Source organism: Micromonospora sp. WMMD558 (assembly GCF_049315255.1).
Classification (GTDB): Bacteria; Actinomycetota; Actinomycetes; order Mycobacteriales; family Micromonosporaceae; genus Micromonospora.
This window is the reverse complement of record NZ_CP186061.1, coordinates 1,067,204-1,082,139: the sequence shown is the minus strand read 5'-3', so window position 1 is coordinate 1,082,139 and position 14,936 is coordinate 1,067,204. Positions and strand designations below refer to the sequence as shown.

Genomic DNA, 14,936 nt, shown 5'->3' with positions numbered 1-14,936 from the left:
CGAGGCGGCATGGAGTTCGGCGAGGTGGTCCGGCGGCGCCGGATGGTCCGCAACTACGACCCGGACCGGCCGGTCCCGCCGGACGTGGTGGAGCGCCTGCTCGACCACGCGATCCGGGCGCCCTCGGCCGGGTTCTCCCAGGGTTGGGGCTTCCTGGTGCTGGACAGCGCCGAGGACCGGGAGCGGTTCTGGACGGCGGCCACCCCGGGCGGCGGCGGCCGGGACCGCTGGCTGAGCGGTATGCGGCGGGCGCCGCTGATCATCGTCCCGCACGCGAACCGGTCGGCGTACCTGGACCGGTACGCGGAGCCGGACAAGGGCTGGGCGGACCGCTCGACCGAGCGCTGGCCGGTGCCGTACTGGTACATCGACACCGGCTTCGCCGCGCTGCTGATGCTGTTGACCGCCGTCGACGAGGGTCTGGGTGCGTGTTTCTTCGGCATTCCACCGCACCGCCTCGACGACTTCCGGTCCGCGTTCGGGGTGCCGGCGGAGTACGACCCGGTCGGCGCGATCACCATCGGTTACCGTGCTCCCGACCATCGGTCACCATCCCTGCGTCGCGGACGCCGTCCGGTCGAGGAAGTGGTCCACCGTGGCCGGTGGGGGTCGTCCGACTCGCCGGATCTGTCCGGTTGAGAACCGGACGGCGCGGTAGCGAAACTGACATCAGGGAGCAGAACGCGACGTGACGTGGCGGGCTAGGCTGGCACGGTCATCGGTGCCGCTGGTCGCGGTGCCGCGCCGCGACCCGGCCCGGTGTCGCGGGTCGGCCCGGTGCGGGGAGGGGAGCGTGCCGTCGTGATCTTCAGAGCGGTCCGGGACGGGCGTCCCTACCCCGAGCACAACCTGACGCTCAAGCAGTGGGCCGAGATTCCGCCGCGCCCGCTGCGCCTGGACCAGTTGATCACCACCAAGCGCGAGCTGGCCCTCGACAAGCTGCTCGCCGAGGATTCGACCTTCTACGGCGACCTCTTCCCGCACGTGGTGCAGTGGAACGGCGGGCTCTACCTGGAAGACGGCCTGCACCGCGCGCTGCGGGCCGCGTTGCAGCAGCGCAACCAGATCCACGCCCGGGTGCTCGTGCTCTCCGAGGCGGTGGAGTGAGCCTTCGTTAAGGTGGCCCCCATGACGCCTCTCGACCTGCTGGACATCGACTCGTCGCTCAGCGATGAGGAGCGGCAGATCCGCGCCGTCGTGCGCCAGCTCGTCGACGACCGGGTCCGCCCGCACGTCGCCGGCTGGTACGAGGAGGGTCAGGTGCCCGCCCGCGAGCTGGCCCGCGAGTTCGGCAAGCTGGGCCTGCTCGGCATGCACCTGACCGGGTACGGCTGCGCCGGGTCCTCGGCCGTCGCGTACGGGCTGGCCTGCCTGGAGCTGGAGGCCGGCGACTCCGGCGTCCGGTCCCTGGTGTCGGTGCAGGGATCGCTCGCCATGTACGCCATCTGGCGCTACGGCAGCGAGGAACAGAAGCAGCGCTGGCTGCCGGCGATGGCCACCGGCGAGGCGATCGGCTGCTTCGGGCTGACCGAGCCGGATCACGGCTCCGACCCGGCGTCGATGTCCACCCGGGCCCGCCGGGACGGCGACGACTGGGTGCTGCACGGCACCAAGATGTGGATCACCAACGCGCCCGTCGCGGACGTCGCGGTGATCTGGGCGCGCACCGACGAGGGGGTACGCGGCTTCGCCGTACCCATGGACACGCCCGGGGTGACGGCGCGGGAGATCCGGCGCAAGATGTCACTGCGCGCGTCGGTGACCGGCGAGGTGTCCCTCGACGACGTGCGGCTCCCGGCGGACGCGCAACTGCCCGGGGCGACCGGGTTGAAGGCCCCGCTGAGCTGCCTCACCGAGGCCCGGCACGGCATCGTCTGGGGCGCGCTGGGCGCGGCCCGCGAGTGCCTGGAGACGGCCCTGGGGTACGCGACCACCCGCACGCAGTTCGGCAAGCCGCTCGCCGCGTTCCAGCTCACCCAGGCCAAGCTCGCCGACATGGCCGTCGAGTGGAACAAGGGGTACCTGCTGGCCCTGCACCTGGGCCGGCTCGCCGACGCCGGGAAGCTCCGCCCCGAACAGGTGAGCGTCGGCAAGCTGAACAACGTCCGGGAGGCGCTCGCGATCGCCCGGCAGTGCCGCACGATCCTCGGCGCGAACGGCGTGTCCGGCGAGTACCCGGTGATGCGGCACGCCAACAACCTGGAGAGCGTGCTGACCTACGAGGGCACGTCGGAGATCCACCAGCTGGTCGTCGGGCAGAAGCTGACCGGCGTCTCCGCCTTCGCCTGACCGGCGTCGCCGCCTTCCCCTGGCCGGGGCCGTCACCCGATCGGGTCGCTCGCCGCGCGGGTGTCGTACGAGGGCCGTAACGTTTTCCTCAGACGACGCGTCTGACGAGGACGGTGACGGCGATGGCCCGCGACGGTGACATCAACCAGCCCACCCGGGAGTTCCCGGGCTACCCGACCACCGACACGCTGAAGGCCCGGTCCGACGACGCACCGGAGCCGCCCGCGCCGACCCCGGGCGGCGGGCCGGTCCACCGCCTGCTGCTGGTGCTCGGCGCGGCGGCGCTGGCGGTGGTGGTGCTGCTCGGCGTGCAAGCCACCGGCATCCTGCCCGAGTTTCGCAACCCGTTCGCCAAGGAACAGACCGACCGCAGCCAGCCCGCGCTGCTCAAGTCGATCCAGGATCTGAGCCGCTACGTCGCCGCCGAGGGCAACTTCCAGGTCGTGGTCGACCTCCAGACCGACCGGCGCAACGTCCCGGACTGGCTGCTCAACCAGCGCACGCTCTTCGTGGGTGCGGGCAGCGTCGAGGCCTACGTCGACTTCGCGAAGATCTCCGAGGGCGCGATCGTCGAGTCCGCCGACGGGAAGTCCGTCGAGATCAAGCTGCCCGCGCCGCAGCTCGCGAAGACCAACCTCGACCTGGAGAAGAGCTACGTCTTCGCCGAGGAGCGCGGGCTGCTCAACCGGATCGGCGACCTGGTCGAGGGCGATCCCAACCGGCAGCAGCAGGTCTACCAGCTCGCCGAGGAACGGATCACCGCCGCCGCCCGGGACAGCGGCCTGACCCAGCGCGCCGAGGAGAACACCCGCAAGATGCTGGAGGGCCTGCTCCGCTCCCTCGGCTACGAGCGGGTCACCGTGACGTACACGGCTCCCTGACCGAGCCGCGGCCCCGGCGACGCCGACGGCGCCCGCCCACCCGGGCGGGCGCCGTCGCGCATCCGGGCGGGCGCCGTCACGCGTCCCTGGCCGCTGCGAGGCAGCACTTTCCCCGAAGTCGCGGCCTCACGTCCCGGGGGAGGCAGCACCTTCCCCGAAGGTGCCGCCTCCTCGCGCGGCCCACCCCGGTGGATCAGTAGGTGGTGACGTAGCGGTCCTCGTTCGGCATCAGGATCCACAGGATCGCGTAGACGATCACCTGGGTGCCGGGCAGCAGCAGCGACAGCAGGAACAGCAGCCGGACGAACCCGGCCGACCAACCGAACCGCTGCGCCAGGCCGGCGCACACGCCGGCGATCATGCGCCCCTGACGGGGCCGGACCAGTCTGCGACTCATCGTCGTACTCCCACTCTGCGGCGTTCCGCCGCCTCTGAGTCAACGGTAGAAAGGGGGCACCACCGCGCCCTCGGTCCCGAGGAGGATCGGCGGCCCGCTGACCCGTAAGTGCTTACCCGCCCGCCCGTGGTCCGACGCCCCCGACCCGAGACGCCGCCCCGCCGGTCAAGATCGCGCTCGATCCTGGAAGTACTCCCCCTCCGAGGGCTGCGACACCACTACTTCACGGATCGAGCGTGATCATGCGCGGGGGCGGGCGTCGCCGGGTGGCGCGTGACCTGGGCGGGTAGGCTGGCCGGTCGGGCGCCCACACCTCCGGGTGCCCGCCGACGGCCCCCGGACCGGGCGGCCACCAGCGGACCGGAGCCCGCACGACGGGCGCGGCGGCGAGGAAGTGCAGCCATGATCAGCGTCTTCGACCTCTTCAGCGTCGGCATCGGGCCGTCCAGCTCGCACACGGTCGGGCCGATGCGCGCCGCCCGGACCTTCGTCACCGGGCTGAAGGCGGACGGGCTGCTCGCCGACACCGTACGGATCCGCGCCGAGCTGTTCGGCTCGCTGGGCGCCACCGGGCACGGCCACGGCAGCGACCGGGCGGTCCTGCTCGGGCTGGCCGGCGAGGCGCCCGAGACGGTGGACACCGACAGCGTGGAGCCGCGGGTCACCGCGATCCGCGCCGACCGGCGGATCGCGCTGCTCGACGCCCACGAGATCGACTTCGACCCGGACCGGGACCTGGTGCTGCACCGCCGCCGGTCGCTGCCGTACCACCCGAACGGGATGACGTTCGCCGCCTACGACGGCGACGGCGCGGAACTGCGGGCCCGGACGTACTACTCGGTCGGCGGCGGGTTCGTCGTCGACGAGGCGGCCGCCGGGGCGGACCGGATCAAGCCGGACACCACCGCCGTACGCTACCCCTTCTCGACCGGTGCGGAACTGCTCGCGGTGACCCGCGAGACCGGGCTGTCGATCAGCGAGGTGATGCTCGCCAACGAGCTGTCCTGGCGCAGCGAGCGGGAGGTGCGCGCCGGCCTGCTGGAGATCTGGCGGGTGATGCGCGAGTGCGTGGCGAGCGGCTGCGAGCGGGACGGCGTACTCCCGGGTGGGTTGAAGGTCCGGCGGCGCGCGGCCGAGCTGTACCGCGGTCTCATGGCGGACGCGGACCCGGTGCGGTCGGCGGCGGGCGCGGCGGGCCGGGGGGCGGCGGACCCGCTGCGGGCGATGGACTGGGTCACCCTGTTCGCCCTCGCCGTCAACGAGGAGAACGCGGCCGGCGGTCGCGTCGTCACCGCGCCCACCAACGGCGCGGCCGGCATCATCCCGGCGGTGCTGCACTACTACGACCGGTTCGTGGCGGGCGCCTCGGCGGACGGCGTGGTGCGGTTCCTGCTGGCGGCGGGCGCGATCGGCGTGCTGTTCAAGGAGAACGCCTCGATCTCCGGTGCCGAGGTCGGCTGCCAGGGCGAGGTGGGGTCGGCCTGCTCAATGGCGGCGGCCGGGCTCGCGGAGGCCCTGGGCGGCACCCCGGAACAGGTGGAGAACGCGGCCGAGATCGGTATGGAGCACAACCTCGGCCTGACCTGCGACCCGGTCGGCGGCCTGGTGCAGATCCCCTGCATCGAGCGGAACGCGGTGGCTAGCATCAAGGCGATCACCGCCGCCCGGCTCGCGCTGCGGGGCGACGGGGTGCACCACGTCTCGCTCGACAAGGTCATCAAGACGATGCGCGAGACCGGGGCCGACATGAAGGTCAAGTACAAGGAGACGGCACGGGGCGGCCTGGCCGTCAACGTGATCGAGTGCTGAGCTTCGTCCGTCTCGCGGGCGGGAGGCGGCGGTGACCTCTGGCGTGGGCGCGCTCTGGTCGCACCGCGACGCGCTGCGCATCCTCGTCCGCCGCGACCTGGCGGTGAAGTACCAACAGTCCGTGCTCGGGTACCTCTGGTCGCTGATCGAGCCGCTCGGCACCGGCGCGATCTACTGGTTCGTGTTCGGTGTGCTGTACGCCCGGGACACCACCCGTCACCTGGGCGAGGCGGCCGGCTCGTACCCGCTGTTCCTGATCACCGGCGTGTTCGCCTGGAGCTGGACCAGCTCGGCCATCAGCGAGGCGGCCAACGCGCTGACCGGCCAGTCCCGGCTGATCACCACGATGAACATCCCCCGCCAGGTCTTCCCGATCGGCCGGGTCGTCGGCCGGGTCGCCGAGTACGCGGCGGGCCTGCCCATCCTGGTCGGCGTGGCGGTGGCGTACGTGGTGGCGGACCGGATCGACCTCGGCTGGTCGGTGCTCGCCCTGCCGCTGGCCGTGACCGTCCAGGGCGTGCTGCTCGTCGGGTTGGCGCTGCTGCTCTCCGCGGCCAACGTGCTGATGCGCGACGTCGAGCGGTTCATGCGGCTGGCCGTACGGGTGCTCTTCTACGCCACGCCGATCATCTACCCGCTCAGCCTCGTCCGGGACTCCGGCCTGCCCGACTGGGTGAAGGTCGCGTACGAGCTGAACCCGCTGGTCGGCATCTTCCAGCTGCACCACGCGGTGTGGTACCCGGACGAGTTCCCCGGCACCCGGCTGCTCGCCACCACCGTCGCCGGCAGCCTGCTCGTGCTCGCCGCCGGGTGGTGGACGTTCCGCCGCCTCGAACCGGCCGTGCTGAAGGAACTGTGAATGGCCGACCCGCTCATCGAGGCGGACGGGCTGGGCATCCAGTTCGTCCGCAACCGCCGCCGGCAACTGCGCCTCCGGGACCTCGTCATCCACCGGGGCCGGCGCGGCGGTATCTCCGACGGCCGGTTCTGGCCGCTGCGTGACCTGTCGTTCTCGATCGCGGCCGGGGACACGGTCGGCGTGATCGGCCGCAACGGCACCGGCAAGAGCACCCTGCTGCGGCTGATCGCGGGCGTGCTCATCCCCGACGAGGGGCGGATCAGCGTCCGAGGTGACGTGGCGCCGCTGCTGGAGCTGTCCGCCGGCTTCTCGAACGAGCTGACCGGCCGGGAGAACCTGTACCTGGTCGGCGGCCTGCACGGCCTGTCGGCCCGCTACCTGCGCCGCCACTTCGACGACATCGTGACGTTCGCGGGCGAGCAGGTGGAGAAGGCCATCGACACGTCGGTGCGGCACTATTCGTCCGGCATGAAGGTCCGGCTAGGGTTCGCCATCATCTCCCACCTGCCGCACCCGATCCTGCTCATGGACGAGGTGACCGCGGTCGGGGACGCGGAGTTCCGCCGAAAGTGCTATGCGACGATCGAACGTCTGCTCGGGGAGGGGCGCACTCTGGTGCTGGTGTCACACAACGAACAGGATCTGACCCGGTTCTGCCGTCGCGGTTTCTACCTGGACGCGGGCCGGATGACCGTCGACGGGACGATCGACGAGGCGCTGGCCGCGTACCGCCGGGCGGTGCCGCGGTGACGCTCGCGATCGTGCTGACCGCCGACGCGCCCGCCGGCGGGGTTCTCGCGGAGCGGCTGGCCACGCAGTGCCGCCGCGCCGGAGCCGACGAGGTCCACGTCGTCGGTGACCTGCGTGAGTTGGCCGACCTGGTCGAGGCGACCGCCGAACCGGTGCTCCTCACCGGGGCCGACCTGGTCGCGCACACCGCCGTCCTCCGGCACCTCGCCACCAGCCCGGTCGGGCCGACCGTCGCGCTGGTGCTCACCGACCCGCCCGCGCCGGGCCGCACCGCCGTCCGGGAGGACCGCGGCCAGGTCGTCGCCGCCGGGTCGCCCGACGAGGTGCAGGGCGCCACCGGGACGTTCGGCGGGGCACTGCGGGTCGGCACCGCCGACCTGCCGGCCCTCGCCGCCGCCGCGCGGTCCGTCGCGGCCGGGGTGGTGCCGGTCGGTCCCGCGCCGGCCTTCGGCACCGTGGTCGAGGGGCCCGCGGTGGACCGGCTCTTCGCCGACCTCGCGGCCCGGGGCGCGCTGACCTTCGTCCACCGGGTACGCCTGCTCGTCGCGCACCGCGTCGGCGACGCCGCCGAACTGGCCGCCGCCGAGGCGGCGGTCGCCGCGGTGGACGAGGACCGGGCGGAGCTCCGGCTGTCCGTGAAGGAGCGGGACGACTTCTTCACCACGTTCTTCGTCAGCACCTGGTCCCCGTACGTGACGAAGGCCGCCGCGCGACTGCGCCTGACCCCCACCTCCGTCACGATGATCTCGGTGGCGTTCGCGGTGGCCGCCGCGCTGCTCTTCGGCGCGGGTGGCCGGCCGGCGCTGGTCACCGGGGCGGTGCTGCTCTACCTGGGCTTCGTGCTGGACTGTGTGGACGGCCAGCTCGCCCGCTACACCCGCACGTTCAGCGCCTGGGGTGGCTGGCTCGACACCATGGCCGACCGGGCCAAGGAGTACGTGGTCTACGCCGGCCTCGGCTACGGGGCGACCCAGGCCGGCTTCCGGTACGGCTGGGCTCTCGCCATCGCCGCGATGACCCTGCAGACCGTGCGGCACATGACCGACACCTGGTACGGCGCCCTGCACGACGAGGCGGCGCGCCGCCCGAAGGCCGCCGGTGGTGGTGGCGGGATCGGCGACCGGCTCAGCGCCGCCTCGAACCGGGTGCAGGCGGACACCGGCTCGGTCACGTACTGGCTGAAGCGGACGGTGGTCTTCCCGATCGGGGAGCGGTGGGCGCTCGTCGCGCTCGTCGTGGCGCTGTTCGACCAGCGGGCCGCGCTGGTCGCGGTGCTGACGTGGGGGGTGCTGGCGTTCGCGTACACCGGTGCGCTGCGGACGCTGCGCGCCCGCTCGATGCGGGTGGGTGTGCTCGACACGGTCGACGCCACCCTGCACCGCGACGACGGCCGGTTGGCCCGCCGCTCGCCGGCGACGCGGCGGCCGGGGCCGCTGGTCCTGGCGGTGCTCGCCGCGCTGGTGGCGACGCTGATGCTCGGGGCGGCGATCCTCGACGACGTGCCGTCGTCGACACTGGTGCTCGCCCTGCTCGGCCTGCTGCTGGCCGCACAGGGCGCGCGGGCACGGCACGGCGGCGCGCTGGACTGGCTGGTGCCGGCGGCGCTGCGGGCGGCGGAGTACCTGTTCGCCATCGCGGTCGGCGTGGTCGGTGGCGTTCCGGCCTGGGTGATCTTCGGGTACGTCTTCGTGCTGACCCTGCACCACTACGACCTGACCGCCCGCCTGGAGAAGCGGAAGTCGGCCCCGCCGCTGCACGACGCCACGCTGGGCTGGGAGGGGCGCTCCGCGGTCCTGACCCTGGCGGCGATCGTCGGAATTGCCGAGATCGGACTGATTACACTCGGAACGTACCTTCTCGTGGTTTTCGTGGTGAGCGTCGCCCTCGCCTGGGTGGTTCTGCCCGCCCGCGCCGCGCGGGCGGCGGCCGGTCCCGTCAGCGCCGGAGGTGGCTCACCGGGCTGATGGAGGTCCGCCCCGCAACGCGGGGCGGACCCTCGCGCACCCCGCTGACGTGCCGGGTGTCCGGATTGCCGCATTGTCTTGGCTCGATGGCGCGTAATAGGACTGTCACGGGTAAAACATGGCACGTTCACCCGATGTGCGGTCGGGGTGCTCCTCGTCACAGTCATTCGGGGTTCGGCCGACCGAGCTGGGGGAGGAGACGGTGACCACCGTCGCGCTCAAGGATGTGACCAAGGTCTTCAAGGACGGCACGCTCGCCGTCGACAGCGTGAACCTGGACGTCAACGACGGCGAGTTCATGGTGCTGCTGGGTCCGTCCGGCTGCGGCAAGTCGACCGTCCTGCGGATGGTCGCCGGCCTGGAGGACCCGACCTCCGGCGCGGTGCTGCTCGGCGGGGAACTGGCCAACGACCTGCCGCCCCGGGAGCGCGGGGTGGCGATGGTCTTCCAGGACTTCGCCCTCTACCCGCACATGACGGTCGGCGACAACATCGCCTTCCCGCTCCGGCTGGCCGGCCTCGAACCGGACCGGCGGGGTGAGCGGGTCGCCGACGTGGCCGGCGCGCTCGGCATCGGCGACGTCCTCGCCCGCCGGCCCGGCCAGCTCTCCGGCGGCCAGCGGCAGCGGGTGGCCATGGGCCGTGCGATAGTGCGCCGGCCCGGCCTGTTCCTCATGGACGAGCCGTTGTCCAACCTCGACAGCGGCCTGCGCGCCGAACTGCGCGCGGAGATCTCCGGCCTGACCCGCGAACTGGGCGTCACCACGATCTACGTCACCCACGACCAGGCCGAGGCGCTGACCATGGCCGACCGGGTCGCCATCATGCGCAAGGGCGTCCTCCAGGACGTCGGCACGCCCACCCAGGTGTACGGCCGCCCGGCCACCCTGTACGTCGCCGCCTTCCTCGGCAGCCCCCGGATGAACCTGCTGGAGGCCTCCGTCTACGTGCACCTCGACCGGTACGTGACGCTCACCCTCGGGGAGCAGGCGCTCTACCTGCCGTGGGACGACATCCGTACCCGCGCCGTCGCCCACTACCACGGCGAGCGGATCGTGGTCGGCATGCGGGCCGAGGCGCTGACGCCGGTCACCCCGGACACCCAGGGCGACGTGCTGTACGGCCGGATCCGCTACCTGGAGCACCACGGCCACGAGTCGCTCGCCTTCCTCGACATCGGCGCCACCGCCGTGGTGGTGGACGAGATGGGCGCCCCGGTCGACCGGCCCGCCCCCGGCGAGCGCGGCCTGCGCCGGTTCAACCAGGTCGTGCAGCGCATCACCGGCCGCGCGGGGGAGCCTGCGTTGGACGAGGAGGTGACGCCGACGGCCGGCACCCGCACCAGCGTCCTCCCCGACCCGGGCCGGCACCACCGCCGCCCGGCCGAGCTGGCGGTCCGGCTGGCGCCGTACCCGGCGGTGTCCCCGGGTCACCCGCTCGCCGTGTCGGTCCGCATGGACGCCCTGCACTTCTTCGACGAGCGCGGCGACCGCATCGACGTCGGCTGGCGCTGAGGTGCAAGGAAGGGCCCCCTGTTAACGCCTCCGGTAGAGGAAGGGACCCTTGTTAACGCTCCGGCGGTGCCGGACGGCGGCAGCGGCCCCGGATGCCGCAGCCCGAGCCCAGCAATCGGGCCTTGCCCCAAAAGTTACCCACGGGTAACGTACGGGCATGACGATCGACTCTCGCCTGGTGGCGACCGCCATGCTCGAGGCCGTCCCGTTCGCCCGCACGCTCGACATCGAATTCGTCGAGGTGGCCCCGGAGGCCGACGGTGGGGTCCGCGCGGTCGTCCGGCTGCCCGACTCGCCGGCCACCCACAACCACGTCGGCGGGCCGCACGCCGGCGCCATGTTCACCCTCGGCGAGACCGCCTCCGGCGCGGTCGTCATGGCCGCGTTCGGGCACCTGCTCGACCGGGCCACGCCGCTCGCCGTGCGGGCGGACATCGCGTACCGGAAGCTCGCCATGGGCCCGGTGCGCGCGACCGCGCGGCTCGGCCGCCCGGCCGCCGAAGTGATCGCGGAGCTGGAGGCCGGCCAGCGGCCGGAGTTCCCGGTGCCCGTCGAGATCGCCACCGAAGAGGGCAAGGTGACCGGCGAGATGACCGTGATCTGGACGCTGCGCCCGCACTGACAACGGACCTCGGCGGTGCAGCCACCCGGCGGCACCGCCGATCGGCGGCGGCAGAGCCTGCCGTCAGCGCCGACGCAGGAGGTACACCAGCGCCCCGACCACAGGACGTCCGCGCGGCTCAGCCCTCGACCGTCCCGCCCTGGGTGGACCCGGACACCGGGCCGCGGCGGCCCAACTGCCGCATCCGGACGGCCACGGCGACCACGGCGTAGAGGGCGATGGCCAGCACGACGCCACCCACCACGTACGCGGTGACGTTCCCGTCGGCGTCGAGCAGGAAGACGACCGCCCCTACCGCCAGCGCGGCGAACCCGACGGCGGCGACCGCCCCCGCCACCCTGCTCGACCCCGCCGGCTGGCCGGCCCCGGCGGGCCGTCGACGGGCGACCACCAGCCCCATGATCCCGGCCAGGAAGGCGAAGCCCGCCAGGTACGGCCGGTCGACGGCGATCGCGTACACCGCACCGAGGAGGCATACCACCGACAGGGAGATCCGGTACCACGCCGGCCAGTAGTCGTCCTTCGCCATGCGATGGTCTTTCCCTGACCGGCCCGGGAGCCAAACGCGGAACCGGGGCCAGGTGCCGCGGCGGCTTCGGCCGAACCGGGTTTCCCCGGCCGAAGGTCTGGATAGATTCGTACCGTGCTGGGCCTACCTGCTCACGTGACCGCCTGTCTCTTCGATCTGGACGGTGTGCTCACGCAGACCGCCCGCGTCCACAACGCCGCCTGGACCGCCACGTTCGACGAGTTCCTGCGCCGTCGCGCGGCGGCCAGCGGTGAGCCGTTCCGGCCGTTCGACCCGGGCGACGACTACAACCGGTACGTCGACGGCCGGCCCCGCTACGACGGGGTGCGCACGTTCCTCGCCTCGCGCGGCATCGTGCTGCCCGAGGGAGAGTCGGGCGACCCCCCGGGAGTCGACACGGTGCACGGCGTCGGCAACCGCAAGAACGTGCTGCTGCTCGAGACGCTGCGTACCTCCGGGGTGGACGTCTATCCCGGCTCGGTGGCGTACCTGAAGGCGGCGGCCGTCGCCGGGTTGCGCCGCGCGGTCGTCACGGCGAGCGCCAACGGCCGCGAGGTGGTCGCGGCGGCCGGCCTGGAACCGCTGCTCGAGGTGCGGGTCGACGGCCTCGTCGCCCGCGCCGAGGGGCTGCGCGGCAAGCCGGAGCCGGACACCTTCCTCGCCGGCGCGCGGCTGCTCGGCGTGGAGCCGGCCAACGCCGCGGTCTTCGAGGACGCGCTCGCCGGGGTCGCCGCCGGACGGGCCGGCGGGTTCGGGTACGTGGTGGGTGTCGACCGGGTCGGCCAGGCCGAGGAACTGCTGGCGAACGGCGCCGACGTGGTCGTCGAGGATCTCGCCGACCTGCTCGACCCGGATCCGGCCGGTCCGGGCCGGGTGGCGGCCCCGCGGGAGTCGAGCCGGCTCGACCGCGGGCCCGTCGTGCGGGACCGGGAGCCCGGCGCATGATCCGGGAACGGGCGTACCCCGTCGAGCCGTGGCACGTGCGGGAGACCCGCCTCGACATGGACGTGCTGGCCCAGTCCGAGTCGGTCTTCGCCCTGTCCAACGGGCACGTCGGGCTGCGCGGCAACCTGGACGAGGGGGAGCCGCACGGCCTGCCCGGCACGTACCTGAACTCGTTCTACGAACTGCGCCCGCTGCCGTACGCGGAAGCCGGTTTCGGTTTCCCCGAGTCCGGCCAGACGATCGTCAACGTCACCAACGGCAAGCTCATCCGGCTGCTCGTCGACGACGAGCCGCTCGACGTGCGCTACGGCGAACTCCTCTCCCACGAGCGGGTGCTCGACCTGCGGGAGGGCACCCTGCACCGGTCCGTGCACTGGCGCTCGCCAGCCGGCCGGGAGGTGCGGGTCCGCAGCACCCGGCTGGTGTCGTTCCGGCAGCGGGCGGCCGCCGCCATCAACTACGAGGTGGAGGTCGCCGACGACAAGCCGCTGCGCCTGATCATCCAGTCGGAGTTGGTGGCCAACGAGACGCTGCCGCCGCAGAGCAAGGACCCGCGGGTCGCGGCGGTGCTGGAGTCGCCGCTGCTCGCCGAGGAGGAGTTGACCACGGACGACGGCGGCCTGCTCATCCACCGCACCAAGGTCTCCGGGCTGCGGGTCGCCGCCGCGATGGAGCACGAGGTGCAGACCGAGGCGCGGACCAGCGTCGAGTCCGAGGGGTACCAGGACTGGGTGCGTACCACGATCGCCTGCGTCCTCAAGCCCGGCCAGACGCTGCGGGTCGTCAAGTACCTGGTGTACGGGTGGTCGAGCCGCCGCTCGCTGCCGGCGCTGCGCGACCAGGTGGGGGCGGCGCTCGCCGCCGCCCGCCTGGACGGCTGGGAAGGGCTGCTGCGGGAGCAGCGTGAGTACCTCGACGACTTCTGGAACTCCGCCGACGTGCTGGTGGAGGGCGACCCGGAGGTGCAGCAGGCGGTCCGCTTCGGGCTCTTCCACGTGCTCCAGGCCGGCGCGCGGGCGGAACGCCGGTCGATCGCCGCCAAGGGCCTGACCGGACCGGGGTACGACGGGCACGCGTTCTGGGACACCGAGATGTTCGTGCTGCCGGTGCTCACGTACACCCATCCGCCCGCCGTGCACGACGCCCTCTACTGGCGGCACCGCACCCTGCCGACCGCGCAGGAGCGGGCTCGTACGCTCAACCTGGAGGGCGCGGCCTTCCCGTGGCGGACCATCGAGGGGATGGAGTCGTCCGGGTACTGGCCGGCCGGCACCGCCGCGTTCCACATCGCCGCCGCCGTCGCCGACGCGGTACGCCGGTACGTGCTGGCCACCTGCGACACCGACCTGGAGCGGGAGATCGGCCTGGAGTTGCTGGTGGAGACCGCGCGGCTGTGGCGGTCGCTGGGCCACCACGACCGGCACGGGCAGTTCCACATCGACGGGGTGACCGGCCCGGACGAGTACACGGCCGTCAAGAACGACAACATCTACACGAACCTGATGGCCCAGCGGAACCTGATCAGCGCGGCGGACGCGGTGATGCGGTACCGGGACGAGGCGTTCCACCTCGGCGTCACCGACGAGGAGGCGGCCGCCTGGCGGGACGCGGCGGCGTCGATGCACATCCCGTACGACGAGGAGATCGACGTCCATGAACAGGTGGAGGGCTTCACCCGGCTCCAGGAGTGGGACTTCGCCCACACACCGCAGGAGAAGTACCCGCTGCTGCTGCACTACCCGTACTTCGACCTGTACCGGAAGCAGGTGGTCAAACAGTCCGACCTGGTGCTCGCGATGCACTGGCGGGGGGACGCGTTCACGCCGGACCAGAAGCTGCGCAACTTCCTGTACTACGAGCGCCGTACGGTCCGGGACTCGTCGCTGTCGGCCTGCACGCAGGCGGTGCTCGCGGCCGAGGTCGGCCACCCCGAACTGGCGCACCTGTACCTGCGCGAGGCCGCGCTGATGGACCTGCACGACCTGAACGAGAACACCCGGGACGGCGTGCACATGGCGTCCCTGGCGGGCGCGTGGATCGCCCTGGTCGCCGGGTTCGGCGGGCTGCGCGACCACGACGGCCTGCTCTCGTTCGCGCCCCGGCTCTCCAGCCGGCTGAGCCGCCTGGAGTTCTCACTCCAGTGGCGGGGGATGCGGCTGCGGGTCGACGTGCGACCGCACCGGACCACGTACGCCCTGCGGAACGGCGACTCCGGCGAGACGATGGAGCTGCGGCACCACGGGCGGCGGATCCAGGTCACCTGCGCCGAGCCGGTGACCGTGCCGATCCCCCCGCCCGAGGTGTCCGGCCCCACCCCGGAGCAGCCGCCCGGCCGCGGCCCCCTGCTGCGCCTGCCCGAACGCGCGCCCTAGCGGGAT

The 14,936-nt window shown here is 72.7% G+C and carries 14 protein-coding genes; 12 read left to right on the top strand and 2 right to left on the bottom strand.

Going from position 1 to position 14,936, the window contains the following annotated elements; all coding sequences use genetic code 11:
- Positions 1-9: 9 nt before the first annotated feature.
- From ACN26Y_RS05195 to ACN26Y_RS05180, 4 genes are all read left to right on the top strand, one after another.
- Positions 10-639: a nitroreductase family protein gene (locus ACN26Y_RS05195; protein ID WP_155329177.1), complete on the top strand. Its 630-nt coding sequence runs from the start codon at positions 10-12 to the stop codon at positions 637-639.
- 162 nt (positions 640-801) lie between these two features.
- Complete coding sequence (locus tag ACN26Y_RS05190; RefSeq protein ID WP_091593012.1) at positions 802-1,107, top strand: type II toxin-antitoxin system VapB family antitoxin; 306 nt, start codon at positions 802-804, stop codon at positions 1,105-1,107.
- Between the two features lie 21 nt (positions 1,108-1,128).
- Positions 1,129-2,289, top strand: a complete 1,161-nt coding sequence (locus ACN26Y_RS05185; protein WP_155329176.1) for an acyl-CoA dehydrogenase family protein — start codon at positions 1,129-1,131, stop codon at positions 2,287-2,289.
- Positions 2,290-2,411: 122 nt separating this feature from the next.
- On the top strand, positions 2,412-3,170 hold the full coding sequence (locus ACN26Y_RS05180; protein ID WP_155329175.1) for a DUF4230 domain-containing protein: 759 nt from the start codon (positions 2,412-2,414) through the stop codon (positions 3,168-3,170).
- 193 nt (positions 3,171-3,363) lie between these two features.
- Here the strand turns inward: ACN26Y_RS05180 and ACN26Y_RS05175 are convergent, their stop codons facing one another.
- Complete coding sequence (locus tag ACN26Y_RS05175) at positions 3,364-3,567, bottom strand: PspC domain-containing protein (protein ID WP_155329174.1); 204 nt, start codon at positions 3,565-3,567, stop codon at positions 3,364-3,366.
- A gap of 402 nt (positions 3,568-3,969) precedes the next feature.
- On the opposite strand from ACN26Y_RS05175, the gene ACN26Y_RS05170 reads away from it, so the two are divergent.
- The 6 genes from ACN26Y_RS05170 to ACN26Y_RS05145 all read left to right on the top strand — a co-directional run bounded on the left by ACN26Y_RS05170 (position 3,970) and on the right by ACN26Y_RS05145 (position 11,084).
- The gene (locus tag ACN26Y_RS05170; protein ID WP_155329173.1) at positions 3,970-5,376 is read left to right on the top strand and encodes an L-serine ammonia-lyase; all 1,407 of its coding nucleotides are present in this window, start codon (positions 3,970-3,972) and stop codon (positions 5,374-5,376) included.
- 31 nt (positions 5,377-5,407) lie between these two features.
- Positions 5,408-6,235 (top strand): ABC transporter permease, encoded by an 828-nt coding sequence (locus ACN26Y_RS05165; protein WP_155329172.1) that lies wholly within the window; start codon positions 5,408-5,410, stop codon positions 6,233-6,235.
- Positions 6,236-6,985, top strand: coding sequence for an ABC transporter ATP-binding protein (locus tag ACN26Y_RS05160; protein WP_155329171.1), 750 nt, complete (start codon positions 6,236-6,238; stop codon positions 6,983-6,985).
- Complete coding sequence (locus ACN26Y_RS05155) at positions 6,982-8,949, top strand: DUF5941 domain-containing protein (RefSeq protein WP_155329170.1); 1,968 nt, start codon at positions 6,982-6,984, stop codon at positions 8,947-8,949. The genes ACN26Y_RS05160 and ACN26Y_RS05155 overlap by 4 nt, the downstream gene beginning before the upstream one ends.
- A 202-nt stretch (positions 8,950-9,151) precedes the next feature.
- A complete protein-coding gene (locus ACN26Y_RS05150; RefSeq protein ID WP_155329169.1) occupies positions 9,152-10,462 on the top strand; it encodes an ABC transporter ATP-binding protein in 1,311 nt (436 codons plus the stop codon).
- 157 nt (positions 10,463-10,619) lie between these two features.
- A complete protein-coding gene (locus ACN26Y_RS05145; RefSeq protein WP_155329168.1) occupies positions 10,620-11,084 on the top strand; it encodes a DUF4442 domain-containing protein in 465 nt (154 codons plus the stop codon).
- 118 nt (positions 11,085-11,202) lie between these two features.
- Here ACN26Y_RS05145 and ACN26Y_RS05140 read toward each other — a convergent pair whose 3' ends face one another.
- Entirely contained in the window at positions 11,203-11,613 is a 411-nt protein-coding gene (locus ACN26Y_RS05140; RefSeq protein WP_422734409.1) for a hypothetical protein, read from the bottom strand.
- A gap of 114 nt (positions 11,614-11,727) precedes the next feature.
- On the opposite strand from ACN26Y_RS05140, the gene ACN26Y_RS05135 reads away from it, so the two are divergent.
- Positions 11,728-12,558, top strand: a complete 831-nt coding sequence (locus ACN26Y_RS05135; protein ID WP_422734408.1) for an HAD-IA family hydrolase — start codon at positions 11,728-11,730, stop codon at positions 12,556-12,558.
- Positions 12,555-14,930: a glycoside hydrolase family 65 protein gene (locus ACN26Y_RS05130; protein WP_155329165.1), complete on the top strand. Its 2,376-nt coding sequence runs from the start codon at positions 12,555-12,557 to the stop codon at positions 14,928-14,930. Before ACN26Y_RS05135 ends, ACN26Y_RS05130 begins: the two co-directional genes overlap by 4 nt.
- The last annotated feature ends 6 nt before the right edge of the window (positions 14,931-14,936 follow it).

Bases quoted from the DNA above. Each gene is read 5' to 3' on its own strand.
- ACN26Y_RS05195 (WP_155329177.1), top strand. From the start codon at position 10: ATGGAGTTCGGCGAGGTGGTCCGGCGGCGCCGGATGGTCCGCAACTAC.
- ACN26Y_RS05185 (WP_155329176.1), top strand. From the start codon at position 1,129: ATGACGCCTCTCGACCTGCTGGACATCGACTCGTCGCTCAGCGATGAG.
- ACN26Y_RS05180 (WP_155329175.1), top strand. From the start codon at position 2,412: ATGGCCCGCGACGGTGACATCAACCAGCCCACCCGGGAGTTCCCGGGC.
- ACN26Y_RS05175 (WP_155329174.1), bottom strand. From the start codon at position 3,567: ATGAGTCGCAGACTGGTCCGGCCCCGTCAGGGGCGCATGATCGCCGGC.
- ACN26Y_RS05170 (WP_155329173.1), top strand. From the start codon at position 3,970: ATGATCAGCGTCTTCGACCTCTTCAGCGTCGGCATCGGGCCGTCCAGC.
- ACN26Y_RS05160 (WP_155329171.1), top strand. From the start codon at position 6,236: ATGGCCGACCCGCTCATCGAGGCGGACGGGCTGGGCATCCAGTTCGTC.
- ACN26Y_RS05145 (WP_155329168.1), top strand. From the start codon at position 10,620: ATGACGATCGACTCTCGCCTGGTGGCGACCGCCATGCTCGAGGCCGTC.
- ACN26Y_RS05140 (WP_422734409.1), bottom strand. From the start codon at position 11,613: ATGGCGAAGGACGACTACTGGCCGGCGTGGTACCGGATCTCCCTGTCG.
- ACN26Y_RS05130 (WP_155329165.1), top strand. From the start codon at position 12,555: ATGATCCGGGAACGGGCGTACCCCGTCGAGCCGTGGCACGTGCGGGAG.